Source organism: Massilia sp. FBCC-B171, assembly GCF_059134155.1.
Window position 1 is genome coordinate 1,011,259 of the sequence record NZ_CP101443.1, and the last position, 19,598, is coordinate 1,030,856.

Sequence of the window (19,598 nt, forward strand, 5' to 3'; positions counted from 1 at the left end):
GGAAAACCATGCAAGCCCAAAACAACACCGCCCCGACCGACCCAGGCTTCAAGCTCCCCGCCGACAAGACCGCGCCCGACGATCCGCTGCCGAAAACGACGCCGGAAACGGCCACCGGCCCGGTCGAAGTCATGCCGGGCGCACCGACGCCGGCCACCGACACCTCCACCCGCGACGTCGCCATCGGCGGGGCCATCTTCATCGTGCTGCTGGCCGTGTACTTCTTTGTCCGCAACGCCTACGTGCAGCACCTGGTCAAGCGCCGCGTGTCGCCATCGACCGCGAGCAGCGCAGGGTGGCTGCTGTTCGTCGGCCTGGCCTTCATGTCGGCGGCCGTGGTGCTGGCAATCATCAACGCCAGCAAATACCTCACCTTCGGCGTAACCGCGCCGCTGGTGGCGGTTGGCCTCTTCGCGCTGGTCGCGGCCCTGCTCGTCGGCCGCCGCTAAGCCGACCTCACAGAATTCGAAAGCAACGACATGGCAGATATCCCGACGCTAGACCAAATCAACCGCAAGTCCGAACTGAAGGTCGACTTGCGGCCGACGCTGTTCATCGGCGCAGGCGGCACCGGCATGGAAGTGATGATGCGCATCCGCCGGCGCATCCTGTCGGCCGTCTGGAACCGGCACCACCCGACGCGGGTCGAATCGATCGCCGACTTCCCGGTGGCGCGCTTCCTGCACTTCGATCTCGACTCCAATTCCATCATCGACGAGGGAAAATCGCAGCGCACCGATCCCTGGTACGAACTGGTGAAGCTGACCGATGAAGAACGGCTCGTGGAGCCGCTCGACCTCCCTCAGTATCACGAGTCCGACGACAGCCTGGCGCGCTTTCCCCTGATCGAAAAATGGATGCCGCTGCGTCCGAAAAAATTGCGCTCGCTCGGCATCGATCCATCGAAAGGCGCGGGCCAGATTCGCGCCGTGGCGCGCTTGTACCTGTTCGACAAATACCCGAAACTGCGCGGCCGCATCAAGGGCGCGCTGAACTACCTGGGCAGCAATGCCGGCATCGAGCGCAAGGAGAACTACCAGCGCCTCGGGCTGCAAGTCGATACCTCGAAGTTCCGCATCGTCGTCATCGCCTCCAATGCAGGCGGCACGGGCGCCGGCAGCGCCATCGACCTTGGCTGGATGGCCAAGGCCATCGCGCGCCAGGAAGTGGCCGACAGCCAGGTCGATCTCGTCATGTTCATGCCTTCGGGCTTCGCCAAGGCGAACAAGGAGCGCACCGAGGCGAATGCCTACGCCACCATGATGGAGCTGGAAACAAGCATGCGCGACATGAACGCGCAGGTGAAATGGATGGACCCGGACAGCATCACCGGCCGCGGCGCGCCTTTTGACGACGTGTATTTCGTCGACACCGCGAACCTGGCCAACAAGGCGACCCAGGACGTGAAAGACGTCTACCAGATGGTGGCCGACACGCTGTTCGAAGACTTTGCCTCGGCCGATTTCGCGAATCGCAAGCGCTCGGTCGCGGTGAATCAGCAGCAGCACAAGCTCGGGCCGTATAACCCGCGCGTGCCGGAGGGCCGCTTCGGGGACATGCGCCTGTCCTACTCCAAAGTGTATTCGGCCTTTGGCCAGTCGGTGCTCGATACCCAGCAAAGCCTGCGCGAGGACATCCGCGCCTATGAACTGGCGGCGCTGATGGTCAAGGAGTTTTTCGGCCTGGTCGGGCGCGATGGCGCATTGGCGCGCCGTGCCGGCGACCAGGAGCGCGATGCCTTCATGCGCGAACACATGGACATGCGCGAGCTGCCCTTCGACGAATTCCCCGATTTCAAAAAGGGCACCGTGGACGTGGCGCCCTTCCAGGAATATGCGCTGACCGGCCTGCTCCTGCGCGACAAGGAAGGACGCTCGCTGCTCGAACGCGTGGAAAGTAAAGTGCAGCTCGAGATGGACCGCATCATGGCCGCCTTCGACGTGCCGCAGTGGCGCGAGCGCGTGGCCGAGCTGCTGCCCAATCTCGAGCGCGATGCGATCCGCGAAGCCGGCGCCAGCGCCGAGACCAGCGAAGACCGCATCAAGCGCCATACGAGCGAACTGACCGGGCGCCTGAAGACGCGGGTGCGCGAGCGCCTGTATGCGCTGCTGGACGACCGCAAGCAGGGCGGGCTCGAATTCGTGCTCTCGCTGCTGGAACAGGTGAAATCGCGCCTGCTGCAGCGCGACCTGGCCAATGCCGAGCGTAACGGCCGCCGCTACCGCGACATCCGCGATGCGCTGCGCACGCGCCAGGTCGAGGAGTCCTTGGGCAACCTGTCGCAGGCGTCGAACCGGATGTTCGGCAAGGACGCGCAGGCGCGCGAAGTCATGGCCCATTTAAAACGCGACATCGCCGACTACCTGCGCTTCCACATGCTGGCGGTGGCCGCCGGGCAGTCGATCGAGGTCATGCGCGGGATGTCCACCTGGCTGGGCGAGCCGCAGTCGACCGACGAGCAGGGCAATGCCCAGTGGAGCGGCATCGCTGGCGAATTCCAGGAAGGGCGGCGCCACGTGCAGGAAATCCTGCGCGCGGTCGACGGCCGCATCAGCCAGCTGCGCGCCGATGCGCGCCAGGAGCACGCCACCTACATCAAGCTGGCCGGCGACATGCAGCCGGCGCCGGTGCGTTTGACGGGCGACGTGAGCGAATGGAGCGAGGAAGTGCTGCTCGAATTCGGCGGCTCCGGCAAATTGTTCCCGCAGCTGGGCGACGAGCGCACCCGCGCGGAGCTGCTGCTGAAACTGTTCCGCCGCGCCCAGACCCAGTTGTCGAATACCGAACTGCAGGGAGAGCCAAGCGACCCCTTATTGGACCGCCTGAACGCGATGACGCCGCAGGAACGCCAGCGCGTCTTCGCCGAATGGATCCGCAGCGCCATGCCTTGGGTGAACGCGCGCTTCTCGGCCGAATTCACTCCGAATTCGGACCAATTTAAGTGTTTTATCGGAGTGGGCGACGTGGCCGCCTGGCGCAAGATGGAAGCCGAGATCCGCGCCTCGGTGCCGACCGGGTATTTTCACGGCGACCTGGTCTCCGTGGTGAATACCGGCATTCCGGGGCGGGCGACCTGCTATATCGAGTTGTCCGGCTTCCCGATGACGATCCTGCGCGGCCTGCCGACCTGGCGCGCGTCTTACCAGATCGAGAACCCGAAAATCCCGACCCATTTGCATTTCGATTCGACCCGCTTCCGCCATCCGATTTCGCCGTCGATGGATGAATTGAATCGCCTGGCGGACGACTACGAATGGTTTCTGCAGGCGATCGCGCTGGGCGTCATCCGGCGCAAAGCCGACATGGGCGACCGTGAAGCGGCCTTCCAGCCGCGCGGCCAGTACCTGTTCGAGGTCGAGCCGGGTTCCGGCGAATGGCTGCAGATCGGGAACGAGTTCGCGATCCGCTCGAACGGCTTGCCGGCCTATTACCGCGAACAGGTGATCGCGGCCGTGCGCAACCGCCAGGCGAGCCTTGGCCCGCACCAGCTGCTGCTGCTCGCGGCCCTGATGCGCCACTACCAGCTGCGCGTCTACGAGCCGCGCCTGGAAACCGACGAAACCGGCGCCCAGCTGCCCTCGCCCTCGCTGCCCAACATCACGGCGCGCCGCCTGTACGAAGCCTGGCTGCGCCGCGCGCTGGCGGCCGATCCGACGCTCTCGAACGCGGCGGTCGACGCCGCGCTGGCGGCGATCGCCGCCTGGAGCGAGACCGTGCCCGATTCGGCCATGGATGCCTACAGCTGGGAAGTCGAGCGCGCGATCGACAAGCGCGTCGTCAAGCCCGAGATCCTGGCCAGCGAGGCACGCGCGGCAGCGGCGCTGGAAGTGCGCGGGCTCGGGACGCCGACTGCGATTCCCGATCCGGCGCCCGCGCCTGCGCCTGATGCGGCGCGCTATAAACTCTTCATTGCGGGCGCCCAGCGCGGGCCCTTCGCATTGGACGAGGTAGCGCAGCAGCTCGCGCGCGGCGAGATCGACCTCGCCACCCTGGCCTGGAACATGGCGCAGGACCCGAAATACGGCAAATGGCAAACGCTGGCCGAGATTCCCGGCTTCGCAGACAACGCGCCATCGATTCCCGATCCGGACGACGGCGTCCCGGATCCGCAATAACAGGGGAGGGCTGTGCAAGAGAATTCAATGGTCCGCTGTATCGACGCCGCGTGCGGACACGCATTGCCGCGCCGCGTACATTTTTGTCCGTATTGCGGAAGCGCGCAGGAAGAGGGAGGGCGCACGCAGCTTCAAGCGCCGGCAGTGCTTGACGCCGCACCCGAACAACCGCCGCGCGAAGCCATCCTCGTGGCAGCGGCCATGAGCGCTGCCGCGAGCCGGGCCGACACGCCAGTGCCGGCCGCGAGCGAGCCGGCGCCGGAGCCCGCCGCTGCACGCGTGCCGCCGCCCGCGGAAACGCCGCCGTCACCGCCACCGCCGCCACCGCGTCCGCAATCGCCTTTCCCGCGCCCCGAGCCGGCGGCCGGCGCAGCGCCGCCCAGACGCGAGCCGGTGCGCCTGCGCTGGTGGCTGCTGGCGCTGGCGGCCTTGTGGGCGATCTGGCTGATCGCCAAGCCGTCGAACCGGCGCATCGAAGCGCAGATGGACAAGGCGATCGCGCTGGCGACCGAATGCAAGCCGCGCGAGGCGCAGAGCGAGTTGATCGCCCTGCGCGGCACGAAGGCGACGCCCGAACAGCTGCAGCAGGTGCAAACCGCGCTCAACGAGGCGAGCGCCGCCTGCACCCGCAAGCGCCAGCGCGACAAGGCCTGGCGCGACGCGAAAACGGCGGTCGAGTCGGCGCTGTCGACTTCCTCGTTCGAGCGCGCCCGCACGCGCCTGCGCACCTTCACCAAGCGCTGGGGCGAGGACGACGCCACCCGCGCCATGAAGGAAGAGATCGATGCGCGCCAGCCCGAACATCCGCGCGCCGACGAGGTCGAAGAAGGGAAGATGCGCTAGGAAGGTGTATGCTTGTGGAAACACAATCACAGGAGTCAGGCATGAAAACGATGACCATGTTCAGTGCGCTGCTGGTACTGGCCCTGGCCGCCGGCTGCTCGCGCGACGAGGATACGGTAGGCCCGGCGCAAAAAGCCGGCAAGGCAATCGACGAAGCCGGCGAGCGCGTCGCCGACGGCCTGCGCGCGCCGATCGAAAAGGCGGACGAGGCGGCGAAGAAGCTGGCCGAGCGCGCCGAACAAGAGCGCCGCCAGATCGCCGAGCGCACCGATGAGGCGCGCGAGAAGATCAAGGACGCGACCGAGGAAGCAGGGCGCGGGCTGGAGAAGGCGACCGGCAAGGTCGGCGAGAAGGTCGAGCGTGCCGGCGAGAAGATGCAGGAAGCGGCGCGCTGAGGCATCCGGCGCTGGCGTTCAACGCACGGATGCAAATCTCAATTGCGTTTGAATGGGATCGTAGGGTGGGCGGGTCTCCCGCCCACGCGTTCAACCGGCGTCTGCGTCACTGAACATGGATTTCGCGCCGCTCACCCGTTCGTTGAACGCGTGGGCGGGGAACCCGCCCACCCTACGGGTCAGGGGCGAACGTCGTCGGAGTAAATTACGCGCTGGCCCGCAACTCCGGATACCCACCCGTCACGATCGACATGTCCACGAAGCCCGCGCGCCAGGCCTGCTCCAGGTTCTGCTCGACTTCTTCCATCGAGGTCTGCCCGAAGTTGGCGAAGCCGCGCACGCCGTAGGCCCGGTTGCGTCCGTGGCCCTTGGCCATGTAGAGCGCCATGTCGACCAGGTTGACGGCGCGCTCCCAGGGCAGCGCGTTGCCGCTCGGGGCCAGCGGGTAAGGTGCGAAGCCGATCGACACGTTCACGGACAGCGTCGTGCCCTGGAACTCGATGCTGGTCTCGCTGATGCCGTTGAGCAGGCGGCGCGCCACGTCTTCCAGGCCGCTTTTAGGGATCGCCGGCAGGAAGGCCAGGAATTCCTCACCGCCCCAGCGCACGATCATGTCGGTCTCGCGCAGGATTTCGCGCAGGCTTTCCGATATCTTGATCAAGACCGCGTCGCCGGCGCCGTGGCCCCAGGTGTCGTTGATGTGCTTGAAGTGGTCGACGTCCATCAGGAACAGCGCGCTGACCATGTCCTCGCCGGAGGCGCCGGCGCCGCGTTTTTCGTCCACGCGGTGGGTCCGCATGAAGTCCTGGAAGTGGCGGCGGTTGTACAAGCCGGTCAGCGGATCGCGCACGCTCTGCTGTTTCAGTTCGAGGTTCTTCAGGAACAGCTGCGCATTCGCGTGGCGCACCTTGCGGTACAGGAGGGCGACCACGACCGAGGCGAGCCCGAACACGGCGGCGAGCAGCCACCAGACGCGCTGCTGCAGGCGGCGGTTGTCGATCTCGACCGACTTGACCTGGTTCTCGCGCTCGAGCAGCACGATCTGGCGCTGCTTCTTGTCGGCGTTGTATTTTTCCTGGAGTTCCAGCAGCGCCTTCTGGCGGCGCTTCTCGAACAGTTCGTTCGACAGGTCGCGCTCGCGGTGATAGGCCTGGATCGCGCCGGTGTAGTCGCCCGCGTGTTCGAGCGCGTTGCCGTACTCCGCCATGACCATCTGCAGCTCGGGCTTGTCGCCGGTTTTCTCGTACACCGCGAGACCGGCCTCGAAACTGTGCTTGCCCTCTGCCAGCTTGCCCGTCGACAGATAGGCCTGGCCCAGGTTCACGCGCGCAGTCGCCAGCGCAACGTGGTCGTTGATCTTCTCGGCGGCCTCGATCGCCTGCAGCGAATACGCCTTCGCATTGCGATAGTCGCGCATCTTGAGGTAGCAGTCCGACATGTTGACCAGCGAGCGCACGACGAGCGACTGGGCGCCGATCTTGCGCTGCAGCTCCAGCGCCATGGTCTGCGCCTTGAGCGCGCGCGGCAGCTGCCCGGTGTCGACCGCCAGGCCGTATTCCGTGACCTTGAGCGTTGCCATGCGCCCCGGGGAATTGGTCTTCCTGGCCGCCTCGGTGGCTTCGGCCAGGGCTTCGAAGCCCTTGTCGTACTCGCGCATCTGGCCATACAGGCGCGCCATCGAATTGAGCACGATCACCAGGTGGACCGGGCCGCCATGCTGGCGGGCATAGGCCAGCACCGCCTGCGTCTTCTCCAGCGAAACGGGGAAATTGCCGTCCTCGGCATGCGCCTCGGCCGAGGTCACGCCCACGCGCACGCGCAGTTCGACGTCGGTGGTGGTGAGGGCAAGGCGTTCGGCTTCCCAGATCAGCGCATGCGACTGGGCCAGCTCGTTTTGCCGGTACTTGATATAGCCCTTGCGCACCAGGCCCTTGGCCTGAGCGCCATTGTCCTTGCTCTGGCGTCCGAATTCGATCAGCTCTTCGCATGTCGCCATCGCCATCTCGAGCCGGCCGACGCCCATGTAGGCCTCGCACAACTGGGCCTGCATATCGCTCTGGTGCTGGATCGACGAAGCACGCGCTTCGCGCTCGACCGCCAGCAGCATCGGCAGCGCGCGTTCGGGAATGAAGCGGTTGATTTCGCGGATCTCGGCCAGGCGCTCGCCCAGCGGCGGCGTGGCCTGGCCCCAGGCACAGGAAGAGACCAGCAATAACGACGCCAGCAGCGTCGCAATGCGACGGCGTGGCTGTCTGGTCGTGCGTGCTGCCGGCATAAATGATCTTTCGATGGGGTGGTCGGTACCGCGTAATCACGCGCGCCCATCTGTCATTATATTCTTGTTGCAAGTCAGAAACTTCGCTTTTTTAACGTACGTATCGCAAAAATGCGACGCCAAATTGCAACGTTGGCAGGTAACAGGGGGGCGGGACGCTGCTCTTTCCCCCCGGCACGCTAGCGCCCTCCCATAGCTTCCAGTACGCGCATGGTAAGCTGACCGCCTATATAAAAGGGCAAGACGATGAACGCATTGGTGAAGACCGGGATTGCCGGCCTCGACGAAGTACTGCATGGCGGCATTCCGCGCAATAACAACCTGATTGTCGAGGGTCCCCCGGGCTCCGGCAAGACCACCCTGGGCCTGGGTTTCATCTACCACGGCGCGCTCGACTGTGATGAACCGGGCGCCATCGTCTCGTTCGAACTCGACCCGGCCAAGCTGCTGCGCGATGCCGCCGGCTTCAACTGGGACCTGCAGGGCATGATCGACCAGGGCAAGATCAAGATCATCCAGACCAGTCCGGCCGTGCTGCTGAGCGAATTTCGCAGTGCCGACGGCGCCTTCGCCGCCTCCCTGAGCGCCATGGGCGCCAAGCGCCTCCTGATCGACGGCCTGACGCCCCTGCGCCTGTATGCGGAAGCGCACGACCTGCCTTTCCGCGAAGACGTGCACCTGCTGATCGAGGGCCTGACGCGCCTGGGCGTGACCACCATGGTGACCGCCGAAAAGGACGAGTCGCTCTCCGGCGTGCTGGCGCACGAGCGCTTCGTCTTCGACACCATCATCTCGCTCACGCGCGAAGAACAGCGCCGCCGCGTGCAGCGCCGCCTGGCGGTGATGAAGTCGCGCGGCCAGGACTTCATCGGCGGCAGCCACACGATGCGCATCGAGCCGGGCGTCGGCGTGCACGTCTACCGGCGCGCCCAGTCGCGACCGCTCACGCTGGAGATCCAGCCGACTTCGGAAGAGCGCCTGTCGACCGGTTCCCCGGCCATCGACAAGATGATGGACGGCGGCATCTACAAGGGTTCGGTCACGCTGGTGAGCGGCATTTCCGGCACCGGCAAGACGGTGCTGAGCGTGCAGTTCCTGACCAACGCCATCAAGGAAGGCCACAAGACGCTCCTGGTCAGCCTCGACGAGCACCAGGCCCAGCTCACGCGCAACGCCAGGTCGCTCGGCTTCGACATCCAGGCCGCCGTCGACGCCGGCGACATGTTCATCCACTACGAGTCGCCGCTGGAACTGGAACTCGACGTTCACTTCGACCGCATCGTCAAGCTGGTCGAGGAACACGATATCGACTGCGTGGTGTTCGATTCGATCGCCGTCTACGAGATGACCAGCCGCAGCGAAGTGGCCGACTACCTGTATGCGCTGGCGACCTATTTCAAGAACCGCCTGGCCACGACCCTGTTCAACTACGAAAGCCCGGAACTGCTGGGCGTGTCGCAGATCAGCGAAGAGCTCAAGGGCTCGCACCTGGTCGACAACATCATCCTGCTCAATTACGTCGAGGTGTCGACCATCCTGCGCCGCGCGATCGCCGTGCCGAAAGTGCGCGGCAGCCGCAACCTGCAGGTCACGCGCGAGTACACCATCGGCGTGGGCGGCCTGCTGCTGCTCGACGAGAGCGACAGCGAACAGGCGGGCGCGGTGCCGCAGCTGCCGTTCTCCTCCTACTATGGCTTGCTGTCGCGTTCGCCGTCGCGCCAGAGTCCCCTGGTCGAGGAAGCCGTCGTCAAGGGCAATTCCATGCCGGAGTCGGCCGACCTGCCGACTGAAAAGCCGCAGTGATCACAGCCAAGCTGCCGGGCAACGCACCGGTCGACTGGGAAGACTGGGAAACGCCGCTGAGGCAGTTTACCGAGGCGACCGGACTCGTCACCTCGGCCTACGACATCGACGGCGTGCGCCGCATCGGGCCGAAGACGGGGTCGCGCCTGGCGAACCTGCTGGCCGGGTCGACGCTGTGGGCCGACGACGGTCCCGGCACCGCGCTCGAGCGCACGCTGGTGGACGCCTGCCGCGCCGCGCCCCACGCCGCGTCGGCGCAATTCGGCGGCCTGCGCGTGTGCGCGCTGCCGCTGCTGCTGCGCGGCGAGGTATATGGCGTGCTGGTGTTCGGCTGGCGCTTTGCCGATTTCAGTTCACCGCTCGAGTGCGAACGCATCGCCAAGCAGATCGGCCTGCCGGGCCATTTGCTGTGGAACGAGGTGCGGCTCGACGCGCCCGTCTCCGAACAGCGCATGGGTACCTATGCGGCGCTGCTGGAAACGCTGGCCGGCACGCTCGACCGCCAGCGCGAAACCATCGACGACCTGACGCGCGTGAACCGCACGCGCGAACTGTTCCTGGCCACGGTGTCGCACGAGATGCGCACGCCGCTGTCGGCGCTGTCGCTGCGCATCGAGCTGATGCTGCGCACGATGCCCGATCTGCCGCCGAAAGTGGTCAGCGGCCTGGAATCGATGCGCGTGCACGTGCGCCAGGAAACCGGCATGGTCGACGACCTGATCGACGCCGCCCGCACGCTGACCGGCCAGATGTCGATCGTGCCTGCCCAGGTCAGCCTGGGGCAGGTCATGCGCGACGCCATCTCGACCGTGGAAACCTTCGCCCACTCCAAGAATATTTCGATGCGGGTGACCCCGAGCGATTACGGCGACCGCATCCGCCTGGACGCCGACGGCCGCCGCCTGCAGCAGGTGTTCTGGAATCTGCTGTTCAACGCGACCAAGTTTACGCCCGAGGGCGGCGTGATCCGCATCGCGATCAGCCGGCAGGGCGAGATGGTCGCGATCGACATCGCCGACTCCGGGCAGGGCATCGAGCCCGAAGACCTGCCGCACGTGTTCGGCGCCTTCAACCTGCAGCAGCAGAACAATGCCACGGGACTCGGGCTGGGACTGTATATCGCGCGCCGCATCGTGGAGCTGCACGAAGGGACGCTGAGCGTGTCCAGTGCGGGACGGGGCAAGGGCGCAACGTTTGCGATCCGGCTGCCGCTCAAGGCGGGATAAGGCTGGCTCGGCTGCGCGGCGCTCGAGGCGGCGCGGCAGGCCAACCGAACACATAATCAGACACTGGAGACAGCATGGCAAACATGGCATACGAAGCGGCGCCCGCCGCGCAGCAGGAGGGGCCCGCCGGGGCCCAGCAGGGCAACACGGGCGCAATGGTCGTCGTGACCATCCTGTTCTTCATGTGGGGCCTGATCACCTCGCTGAACGACGTCTTGATTCCGCACCTGAAGGCGGTCTACACGCTGACCTATGTGCAGGCGATGCTGGTGCAGTTCTGCTTCTTCGGCGCCTACGCCATCGTGTCGCTGCCGGCCGGTGCCCTGATCCGCCGCATCGGTTACCAGAAGGGCGCCGTGACGGGCCTGCTGGTCGCGTCGGTCGGCTGCGCGCTGTTCTATCCGGCGGCCTCCAGCGGCTATGGCCTGTTCCTGTTCGCCTTCTTCGTGCTGGCTTCGGGCATCACCGTCCTGCAGGTGGCGGCCAATCCGTATGTCGCGGTGCTCGGTCCCCCGCGCACGGCGTCGAGCCGCCTGACGCTGACCCAGGCCTTCAATTCGCTCGGCACCACCATCGGGCCGGCCGTCGGCGGCCTGCTGATCCTGTCGGCCGTGGGTGCGGCCGGCGCCGGCGCCGCCGCCGATGCGGCCAGCGTACGCGGCCCTTACCTGGCCCTGGCGGGCACGCTGGCCGTGCTGGCCATGCTGTTCCTGATGGCGCGGCTGCCGAAGATCGCCGGCAGCGAGGACGTGGCGCTGCCGCGCGAAGGGCGCGGCTCGGCGCTGGCGCACCGCCACCTGCTGCTGGGCGCCATCGGCATCTTCCTGTACGTGGGCGCGGAAGTCAGCATCGGCAGTTTCCTGATCAACTTCCTGGGCGAGTCCCAGATCGCCGGCCTGGCCCATGCCGAGGCCGCGCACTACGTCAGCATCTACTGGGGTGGCGCCATGGTGGGCCGCTTCATCGGTTTTGCCGTGATGCGCGTGGTCAGCCCCGGCAAGACGCTCGCCTTCAATTCGCTGCTGGCGATCGTGCTGGTGCTGGCGGGGGCTTTTGGTGAGGGCAGCGTCGCGATGTGGGCGATCCTGGCCGTGGGCCTGTGCAATTCGATCATGTTCCCGACCATCTTCAGCATGGCGCTGCACGGCCTGGGCAAGTACACGGGCCAGGGTTCGGGCATCCTGTGCATGGCCATCGTCGGCGGCGCCATCGTGCCGTTCGCACAGGGCGCCATTGCCGACGCACTGGGCGTGCAGATCTCCTTCCTGCTGCCGGCGGCCTGCTATGCCTTCATCCTGTACTTCGGCGTGAAGTACGCTTCGATGTACGCGGCAAAGTAAGCGTTACCGCCTTGCCCCGGGGCCGCCAGGAAGGGGCCCCGCTTCCGTTTCTTACACCGCCAGCTGCTGCAGCAGGTACAGGCGCTGGTACAAGCCACCCTCGATCCGCATCAGCTCCTCGTGCGCGCCGGACTCGGTAATCTTCCCATGATTGAGCACCACGATCCGGTCCGCGTCGCGAATCGTCGACAGCCTGTGCGCAATCGCGATGATCGTCACGTGGCCGCGCAATTCGTCCAGCGCTTCCTGCACGATCTGTTCGGTCGCGCTGTCGATGCGCGAGGTCGCTTCGTCGAGCAGCAGGATGCGCGGCTCGCCCGCCAGGGCGCGCGCGATCGCGATCAGCTGCTTCTGGCCTGAGGACAGGCGCGAGCCGCCTTCGCCGAGCGACGTTTCATAGCCCTGTTCCAGCGCCGTGATGAAATCGTGCGCGTGCGCCGCGCGTGCCGCCGCTTCGATACGCTCCAGCGGCAGGCCGCGCCCCATGTCGATGTTCTCGCGCGCCGACGCCGCCAGAATGAACGGATCTTGCGGCACCAGGCCGACTTCATTACGAAAATGTTCGTTGTCGATGCCGGCGATCGGCTCGCCGCAGATCTCGATCCGCCCGTTCTCCGCCGGGTAGTAGCGCAGCAGCAGCGACAGCAGCGTCGACTTGCCGCTGCCGGTATGGCCGACGATGCCGAAGAAGGCGCCCTGCGGGATGTCGAGCGAAATGTCGTGCAGGACGTTCTGGCCCGGCACGTAGGCAAAACTCAGGTCGCGCACCCGAACCGCCGGCGCATCGGGACGCGCCTCCAGGCGCGTGCCGAGCGCGCGGCCGGCGGCGTGTTCGGCGGCGCCCGCTTCGTCGAGCAGGTGCGAGACGCGCGCGGTCGCGACGACCGCCTGCTGCAGGCCGCTGAACTGCATCGTGATCTGGATGAGCGGCTCGACCACGCGCGCGATATAGCTGATGAAGGCGTACAGCACGCCGACTTCGACCGCGCCGATCTCGCGCTGGCCGAAGCTGAAGATGACGACCGCCAGCAAGATTACGTTGAGCAGGTCCAGCGCGGGGCGCAGCAGGAAGGCGTTGGCCTTCAGCTCGGCCAGGCGCGCGTGGTAGTGCTTGTCGTTGGTGTTGGCGAAGCGCTCGCCGAAGCGTCCCGCCGCATTGCTGGCCTGGAGCACCGTCATGCCGCCGATCGATTCGGCCATCTGGCCGTTGATGTCGCTGCGCAGGCCGCGCGCACGCGTGACCGCCGGTGCCGAGAGCCGCTGGTACAGCCAGACGATGACCAGCACCGCCGGCAGCAGCGCCAGCACGATCAGCATCAGGCGCCAGTCGAGCCAGGCCATGGCGATCATGGTGCCGACCAGGACGATGCTCGAATCGAGCAGCACGAACAGCACCTGGATGTACAGGGTTTTGACCGCTTCGGTGTCGTTCGTCACGCGGCTGACCAGCTGGCCGGTAATGGCGCGGTCGAAGAAGGCCATCGGCAGGCGCATGACGTGGCCATATACCCATTCGCGCAGGCGCCGCACCGAGCGCATCGCCATGCCGGATAAACGGATCAGCTGCAGGTAGCGCAGCCAGGACGCGGCCCAGCCGGAGACCAGCACGCCGCCGAGCAGCAGGGCCATGCGCGTCCAGTCGGCGTTGCGCGGCAGCAGGTGGTCGTCGATCAGGGCCTTGCCGAGAATCGGGCCGATCACCTCTAAACCGGCGGCCAGCATCAGCCAGAGCGTGGCCAGCATCAGCTGGCGCCGGTCGGGCCAGGCGGCGCGGCGCAGCAGGCTGGCCGCCTGCGTGACCTGGGCGCGGCCGGCTTTTTCAATCGTGCTAGCTTGCGTCAAGGCTGGCCTCCAGTTGTTGGTAGCGCCACTGGCTGGCATACCAGCCGTCCAGCGCGAGGAGTTGTTCGTGGTCGCCCGATTCGACGATCCGGCCATTCTTCAGCACCACGATCTGGTCGGCGTTCACGACGGCCGACAAGCGGTGGCTGGCGATGATGGCCGACAGTTCCGGTTTGGCAGCGCGCAGCTCGGCCAGGTGTTCGAGGATGCGGGTTTCGGTTCCGGTATCGACCGCCGATAAAGCGTCGTCGAGCAGCAGCAGCGAACTCTCGGCCAGCAGCGAGCGCGCAATCGCCACGCGCTGGCGCTGGCCGCCCGAGAGGGTGATGCCCTTTTCGCCGACCGGCGTGTCGTAGCCCTGCGGGAAGCGCAGGATGTCGTCGTGAATGGCGGCCATGTCGGCGGCCTGCTCGATTTCAGCCCTGCTTGCGCCGGGGCGGGCGAGGGCGATGTTCTCGGCGATGCTGGCCGAGAACAGGAAGGATTCCTGCGGCACCCAGCTCGTCGCCGCGCGCAGGGCATCGAGCTTGTAACTCTCCAGCGCATGGCCGCCCCAGGTCACGGAACCGCTTTGCGGTGTGGCCTGGCGCAGCAGCACGCGCAAGAGCGTCGACTTGCCGGCGCCGGTCGGGCCGACCAGGCCCAGCGTCATGCCGGGGCGCAGGGTCACCGACACGCCGTCGAGCGACGGCTTGTCCGCGCCGCCGTAGGCAAAGCGCACGTCGCGCAAGGCCAGCGGGCCGTCGTCGATGCGCGTGCGCGCGCCTTCGTCGACGACGCTGAGCGGCGCGTCGAGCATCGGCTGCAGGCGCGCCAGGCCGGCGCGGCCACGCTCGATCAGGGACAGCACCCAGCCGGCCGCGAACATCGGCCAGATCAGCTGGCCGAGGTACATCGTGAAACTGGTCAGCGCGCCGATGGTGAGCTGGTTGTTCCAGACCAGGTAGCCGCCCAGGCCCAGGGTGAGCGTACTGGCCGCGGTGAGCGTCAGGCCGACCGCCGGCTCGTAGGCCGCTTCCCATTTCTGGGCCGTCAGGCTGGCATCGGCCGCCTTGCCGGCAAGTTGGGAGAACTGGTCCGCGCTGCGCGTCTCCAGGCCCAGGGCGCGCAGGGTGCGCACGCCCGAGAGCGACTCCTGCACGTGGTCGTTCAGGGCCGAGAAGCGTTTCAGGGAATCCGTTTCGGCGGTGTGGATGTGGCGCGAGATGTACCAGAAGGCCAATCCCATTAAGGGGAAGGGCAGCAGCGCGATCAGGGCCAGGCGGTAGTCGACCCCGAGCAGCATCACGCCCAGCACCATGACCAGGGTGAGCGTGCCGTCGAAGCCGGCCAGCATGGCTTCGCCGGCGGCCATCTCGATGGCGTCGATGTCGTTGGTGGCCAGCGCCATCAGGTCGCCGGTGCGCTGCTTTTGATAGAAGGCCGGGCCTTGCGCGGACAGCCGCGCGTACAGGCGCGTGCGCAGCTCGACGCCGAGGCGGTAGGCAGCCGAATACAGGCGGATGCGCCAGGAGACGCGCAGCACGTAGATGGCCACGCCCAGCGCCAGCAGCTGCATGATGCCGATGGCGAGGTCGTGGCTGGACAACTGGTGCGCGGCCAGGCCGTCGATCATGGCGCCGACCTTGCGCGGCACCCAGACCGTGCACACGGCCACCCCCACCAGCATCACTGCCGACGAGGCATAGGCCTTCCAGTGGCGCAGCACGAAGCTGCCGACCAGGCTCGCTAAACTCATGACTTTCCTTGGCATTGGCGCCCGCGTTTCAAATAAAAAAAGCGGGCCGAAGCCCGCTAGTTTACGTTCTTTCATCAAGCCGCGCAGCGCGCCTCGGAAAGCTGGTCAGTTCTGCTTGCGACGGCCCTTGGTGCCGCGAATTTCCGTGACCTTGGTCGTCGTCGTGGTGTTGGCGACCGGCGGGTTGGCATCGACCGGCTCGACCTTCGGCAGTTCGATCTCGACCGAGACTTCGACCGGCATGCTGGCGGCCACCGGGTGCGGCGGCGCGACCGACATGTCGGCCATTTCGCTCGCCGCCTGGGCGATGGCCGTCGGCGCTGCGCCCGGCTCGACGCTGGAGGTGACGACCGAGGCGGCAGGGGCGCTTTCGGCTTCGGTCACGGGCGCGGTGAAAGGCGTTGCATCGACCGGGGCTGCGGCCGGTGCCGGCGCCGGGTTGGCCGCCGTGAAGCTGGACACTGCCGCCTGCATGGCTTGCTGCGCTGCCGCGGCGTTGGCCTTGGCGATTGCACTCAGGGCGTCGGCGCTGTAGCTGCGCAGCGGTGTGAACGTAGAGCCGGCGGCAATGGAAAACAGTTCGCGGCCGAAGTCGAAGAAACTGTGCAGCTGCTGCTGGGACTGCGAACTGAACTGGGTGGCGAGCGCGAACAGGTCGCGCGCATCGCGTGCGGCCACCAGCTGGCGGGCAGCGGCAGTCGACTGTTCGATGGCGGTACGCGACGCGTTGAGCTGGAAGGCAATCAGGCGGCTGGTCTGGTCGAGCGCCTGGTCGCCGAAGCGGCGGATCAGTTTGAATCCATTGTCGAGCTGAGTCTGGCGTGCTGCTGAGAACTGTTCTGGAAGTGAAGTCATCGGAATTCCTTATCGATCGGTTATGGCGCACTGCAACATAAACAAGTGTAGCCCTGTTACGTAATCGTGCCAATCGAATTCTCCGAGTGTGGGATCTATGCAATATTGCATTGCAGCATCGTTACAATTCAGCGCAGTAAACAAGCACTGCAACGATGTGAAATCGCTACAATTAGGCGTTCGGAACGGGAGCGTCCATGGATCTTGTCATACGTAATGCCAGCCTGGCCGACGGCCGCCGCGGAATCGACATCGGCGTGACCGGCGAGCGCATTACCGCCGTCGAAGCGGGCTTGTCCGTACAGGGCGCACGCGAAATCGACGCCGGCGGCGACCTGGTCACGCCGCCCTTTGTCGACGCCCATTTCCACATGGATGCAACGCTCAGTTATGGCCTGCCGCGCGTCAACGAATCGGGAACCTTGCTGGAAGGCATCGCGCTCTGGGGCGAGCTGAAACCGCAGCTGGCGCAGGAGGCGCTGATCGAGCGAGCGTTGCGTTATTGCGACTGGGCGGTCGCGCGCGGCTTGCTGGCGATCCGCACCCATGTCGATATCTGCGACGACCGGCTGCTGGCGGTGGAAAGCCTGCTCGAGGTGAAGCGCCGGGTGGCGCCGTATATCGACATGCAGCTGGTCGCCTTTCCGCAGGACGGCCTGCTGCGCAGCCCGGGCGCCTTCGAGAACCTCAAGCGCGCCATCCGCATGGGCGTGGACGTGGTCGGCGGCATTCCCCACTTCGAGCGCACCATGGCGCAGGGCGCCGAGTCGGTGCGGCTGCTGTGCGAATTCGCGGCCGAGCAAGGCCTGCGCGTGGACATGCACTGCGACGAGACCGACGACCCGCTGTCGCGCCACATCGAGACGCTGGCCTATGAAACCTGGCGCCTCGGCCTGCAGGGGAGGGTGGCCGGCTCGCACCTGACCTCGATGCACTCGATGGACAATTATTATGTGAGCAAGCTGCTGCCGCTGATGAAGGAATCGGGCGTCGCGGCCATCGCCAACCCGTTGATCAACATCACCCTGCAGGGCCGCCACGACACCTACCCGAAACGGCGCGGCATGACGCGCGTGCCCGAGCTGCTGGCGGCCGGCATCGACGTCGCCTTCGGCCACGACTGCGTGATGGACCCCTGGTACGGGCTCGGTTCCGGCGACATGCTCGAAGTGGCGCACATGGGCCTGCACGTGGCCCAGATGACCGGGCAGGCGGCGATGCGCGAATGCTTTTTGGCCGTCACCGAAACCCCGGCGCGCATCCTCGGTCTCGAAGGTTACGGTATCGCCCCCGGCTGCAAGGCCGACTTCGTCCTGCTCGACGCTGCCAGCCCGGTCGAAGCGATCCGCCTGCGCGCCCCGCGGCGCGCCGTGGTGCGCCGCGGCGCGGTCGTTGCCGAGGCCCCGCGGGCCGTGTCGAGCCTGCGCCTGGAGGGGCGCCCGGGGTCGGTCGACTTCCGTATCGGACGCTGAGTCCGCGGGCACGGGTGCTAGAATCTTCAGCTTATCTTGCCGTTGACGAGGTTTGCAGAGCCGTGAAAGACATCCAGATCCGCCCCGCCACCAGCGCCGATATCGACGCCATGTGGGCCATTTTCAGCGCCCATGTGAGCGCGGGGGAGACCTATCCGTTCGAGCTTGACACCACCCGCGAGGCGGTGCAGGCCTACTGGTTCGGCCACGGCGCTACCTGCCGCGTGGCGGCGCTGGGCGAGCGCGTGCTGGGGATGTACCGCGTGGTGCCGAACCAGCTCGGGCGCGGGCGCCACGTCGCCAACGCTTCCTACATGGTCAGCCCGGCGGCGCAGGGCGTGGGCATCGGCCGCCTGCTCGGCGAACACAGCCTCATCGAGGCGCGCAGCCAGGGCTTCCTGGCGATGCAGTTCAATTACGTGGTCAGCACGAATACCGCCGCCGTCATGCTGTGGAAGAAGCTCGGCTTTTCCATCGTCGGCACGCTGCCCAAGGCCTTTCGCCACAAGCGCCTCGGCCATGTGGATGCCTATGTGATGTATCAGCTGCTGCAGGATCCCGACCACTGGCCGACCACCGACGAATAACGCTGTCTCCCGTGCTACTTGGGGAAGCCTGCGATGTTAGGATGATATTGTCAGATCGATCATCCACGAAAGTAGCCCTGTCCATGCACCCCGACGCCCCCGGCCCAAACGCCGCCTTCTACGTCGTCCTGAACGCCGGTTCCGGCCATTCGGAAACGGCCTTGCGCGAGTCCACCATCCGCGACGTGCTGCAGGCGGCCGGTCGTACCTGCTACCTCGAGATCGTCGACGATCCCGCCGAGCTGGGCGAGATCGCGCGCCGCATGGCGGCCCAGGCCAAGGAGCACGGCGGCGTCGTGGTCGCGGCGGGCGGCGACGGCACCATCAATACGGTCGCGCACGAAGCGGTGCGCCAGGGCTGCCTGTTCGGCGTGCTGCCGCAGGGGACCTTCAATTATTTCGGCCGTACCCACGGCATCCCCGAAGAACTCGACGAAGCGGTGCGCGCACTGCTGGGCGCGCGCGTCGCGCCGGTCCAGATCGGGATGGTCAACGACCGCATCTTCCTCGTCAATGCCAGCGTCGGCCTGTATCCGCAGCTGCTGGAAGCGCGCGAAGAAGACAAGCGCCAGTACGGCCGCAGCCGCCTGGTGGCCATCTACTCGGCCCTGAAGACGGCGCTCGGGCGTTACCGGCCGCTGCGCATCGCCCTGGACGCCGAAGGCATTACCCGCAAGCTGCGCACGCCGACCCTGTTTGTCGGGAACAACCGGCTGCAGATGGAGCAGGTCGGCATGGTGCCGCTGACCCTGGCGGTCCAGGAGGGCGAGCTGGCCGCGATCGCGCCGCGCCCGGTCGGCAAGCTCGGGATGCTGGGCCTGCTGCTGCGCGGCGCGCTCGGGCGCCTGGGCGATGCCGAGAACGTGGTCGCCTTTTCCTTCAAGCGCTTGAGCGTCAAGCACGCCGCGCTGTCGCCGCGCCGGCGCATCAAGGTCGCCACCGATGGCGAAGTGACGCACATGCGCATGCCGCTCGAATTCCGCGTGGTCGAGGGGCGCCTGCTGCTGCTCAAACCCGCCGCCCCGGCCCAGGCCGAGGCGCAGCCGGACAACGACGACGGCGCGGGATCGGTTTCGGTGCTGCGCTTTCCCGCTTCCTGAGCGGCAG

The 19,598-nt window shown here is 66.5% G+C and carries 14 protein-coding genes; 10 read left to right on the forward strand and 4 right to left on the reverse strand.

Annotated features, from left to right (window positions below):
* Window positions 1-8 precede the first annotated feature (8 nt).
* The 4 genes from NMB41_RS04565 (at window position 9) to NMB41_RS04580 (ending at window position 5,353) form a co-directional block, all read left to right on the forward strand.
* Window positions 9-449: a hypothetical protein gene (locus tag NMB41_RS04565; protein WP_494381297.1), complete on the forward strand. Its 441-nt coding sequence runs from the start codon at window positions 9-11 to the stop codon at window positions 447-449.
* Between the two features lie 30 nt (window positions 450-479).
* Window positions 480-4,115 (forward strand): tubulin-like doman-containing protein, encoded by a 3,636-nt coding sequence (locus NMB41_RS04570; protein ID WP_494381298.1) that lies wholly within the window; start codon window positions 480-482, stop codon window positions 4,113-4,115.
* 144 nt (window positions 4,116-4,259) lie between these two features.
* Window positions 4,260-4,958, forward strand: coding sequence for a hypothetical protein (locus NMB41_RS04575; RefSeq protein ID WP_494381299.1), 699 nt, complete (start codon window positions 4,260-4,262; stop codon window positions 4,956-4,958).
* 41 nt (window positions 4,959-4,999) lie between these two features.
* Window positions 5,000-5,353 carry a hypothetical protein gene (locus tag NMB41_RS04580; RefSeq protein ID WP_494381300.1) on the forward strand — a complete coding sequence of 118 codons (354 nt, stop codon included), beginning with the start codon at window positions 5,000-5,002 and terminating at the stop codon, window positions 5,351-5,353.
* A gap of 205 nt (window positions 5,354-5,558) precedes the next feature.
* Here the strand turns inward: NMB41_RS04580 and NMB41_RS04585 are convergent, their stop codons facing one another.
* A complete protein-coding gene (locus tag NMB41_RS04585) occupies window positions 5,559-7,565 on the reverse strand; it encodes a tetratricopeptide repeat-containing diguanylate cyclase (RefSeq protein WP_494381301.1) in 2,007 nt (668 codons plus the stop codon).
* A gap of 309 nt (window positions 7,566-7,874) precedes the next feature.
* On the opposite strand from NMB41_RS04585, the gene NMB41_RS04590 reads away from it, so the two are divergent.
* From NMB41_RS04590 to NMB41_RS04600, 3 genes are all read left to right on the forward strand, one after another.
* A complete protein-coding gene (locus NMB41_RS04590) occupies window positions 7,875-9,431 on the forward strand; it encodes a DUF7125 family protein (protein ID WP_494381302.1) in 1,557 nt (518 codons plus the stop codon).
* Entirely contained in the window at window positions 9,428-10,657 is a 1,230-nt protein-coding gene (locus NMB41_RS04595) for a sensor histidine kinase (protein ID WP_494381303.1), read from the forward strand. The genes NMB41_RS04590 and NMB41_RS04595 overlap by 4 nt, the downstream gene beginning before the upstream one ends.
* 74 nt (window positions 10,658-10,731) lie before the next feature.
* Window positions 10,732-11,997, forward strand: a complete 1,266-nt coding sequence (locus tag NMB41_RS04600) for a sugar MFS transporter (protein ID WP_494381304.1) — start codon at window positions 10,732-10,734, stop codon at window positions 11,995-11,997.
* A 51-nt stretch (window positions 11,998-12,048) separates the two neighbouring features.
* Here NMB41_RS04600 and NMB41_RS04605 read toward each other — a convergent pair whose 3' ends face one another.
* From NMB41_RS04605 to NMB41_RS04615, 3 genes are all read right to left on the reverse strand, one after another.
* Window positions 12,049-13,740, reverse strand: a complete 1,692-nt coding sequence (locus NMB41_RS04605) for an ABC transporter ATP-binding protein (protein ID WP_494382933.1) — start codon at window positions 13,738-13,740, stop codon at window positions 12,049-12,051.
* 85 nt (window positions 13,741-13,825) lie between these two features.
* Entirely contained in the window at window positions 13,826-15,577 is a 1,752-nt protein-coding gene (locus NMB41_RS04610; protein ID WP_494381305.1) for an ABC transporter ATP-binding protein, read from the reverse strand.
* A 105-nt stretch (window positions 15,578-15,682) separates the two neighbouring features.
* Complete coding sequence (locus NMB41_RS04615; protein WP_494381306.1) at window positions 15,683-16,432, reverse strand: phasin family protein; 750 nt, start codon at window positions 16,430-16,432, stop codon at window positions 15,683-15,685.
* A 197-nt stretch (window positions 16,433-16,629) separates the two neighbouring features.
* Here NMB41_RS04615 and NMB41_RS04620 point away from each other — a divergent pair, with 197 nt between their 5' ends.
* From NMB41_RS04620 to NMB41_RS04630, 3 genes are all read left to right on the forward strand, one after another.
* Entirely contained in the window at window positions 16,630-17,904 is a 1,275-nt protein-coding gene (locus NMB41_RS04620) for an amidohydrolase family protein (RefSeq protein ID WP_494381307.1), read from the forward strand.
* Between the two features lie 62 nt (window positions 17,905-17,966).
* Window positions 17,967-18,491, forward strand: a complete 525-nt coding sequence (locus NMB41_RS04625; RefSeq protein WP_494381308.1) for a GNAT family N-acetyltransferase — start codon at window positions 17,967-17,969, stop codon at window positions 18,489-18,491.
* Between the two features lie 83 nt (window positions 18,492-18,574).
* Window positions 18,575-19,591 (forward strand): diacylglycerol/lipid kinase family protein, encoded by a 1,017-nt coding sequence (locus NMB41_RS04630; RefSeq protein WP_494381309.1) that lies wholly within the window; start codon window positions 18,575-18,577, stop codon window positions 19,589-19,591.
* Window positions 19,592-19,598 lie beyond the last annotated feature (7 nt).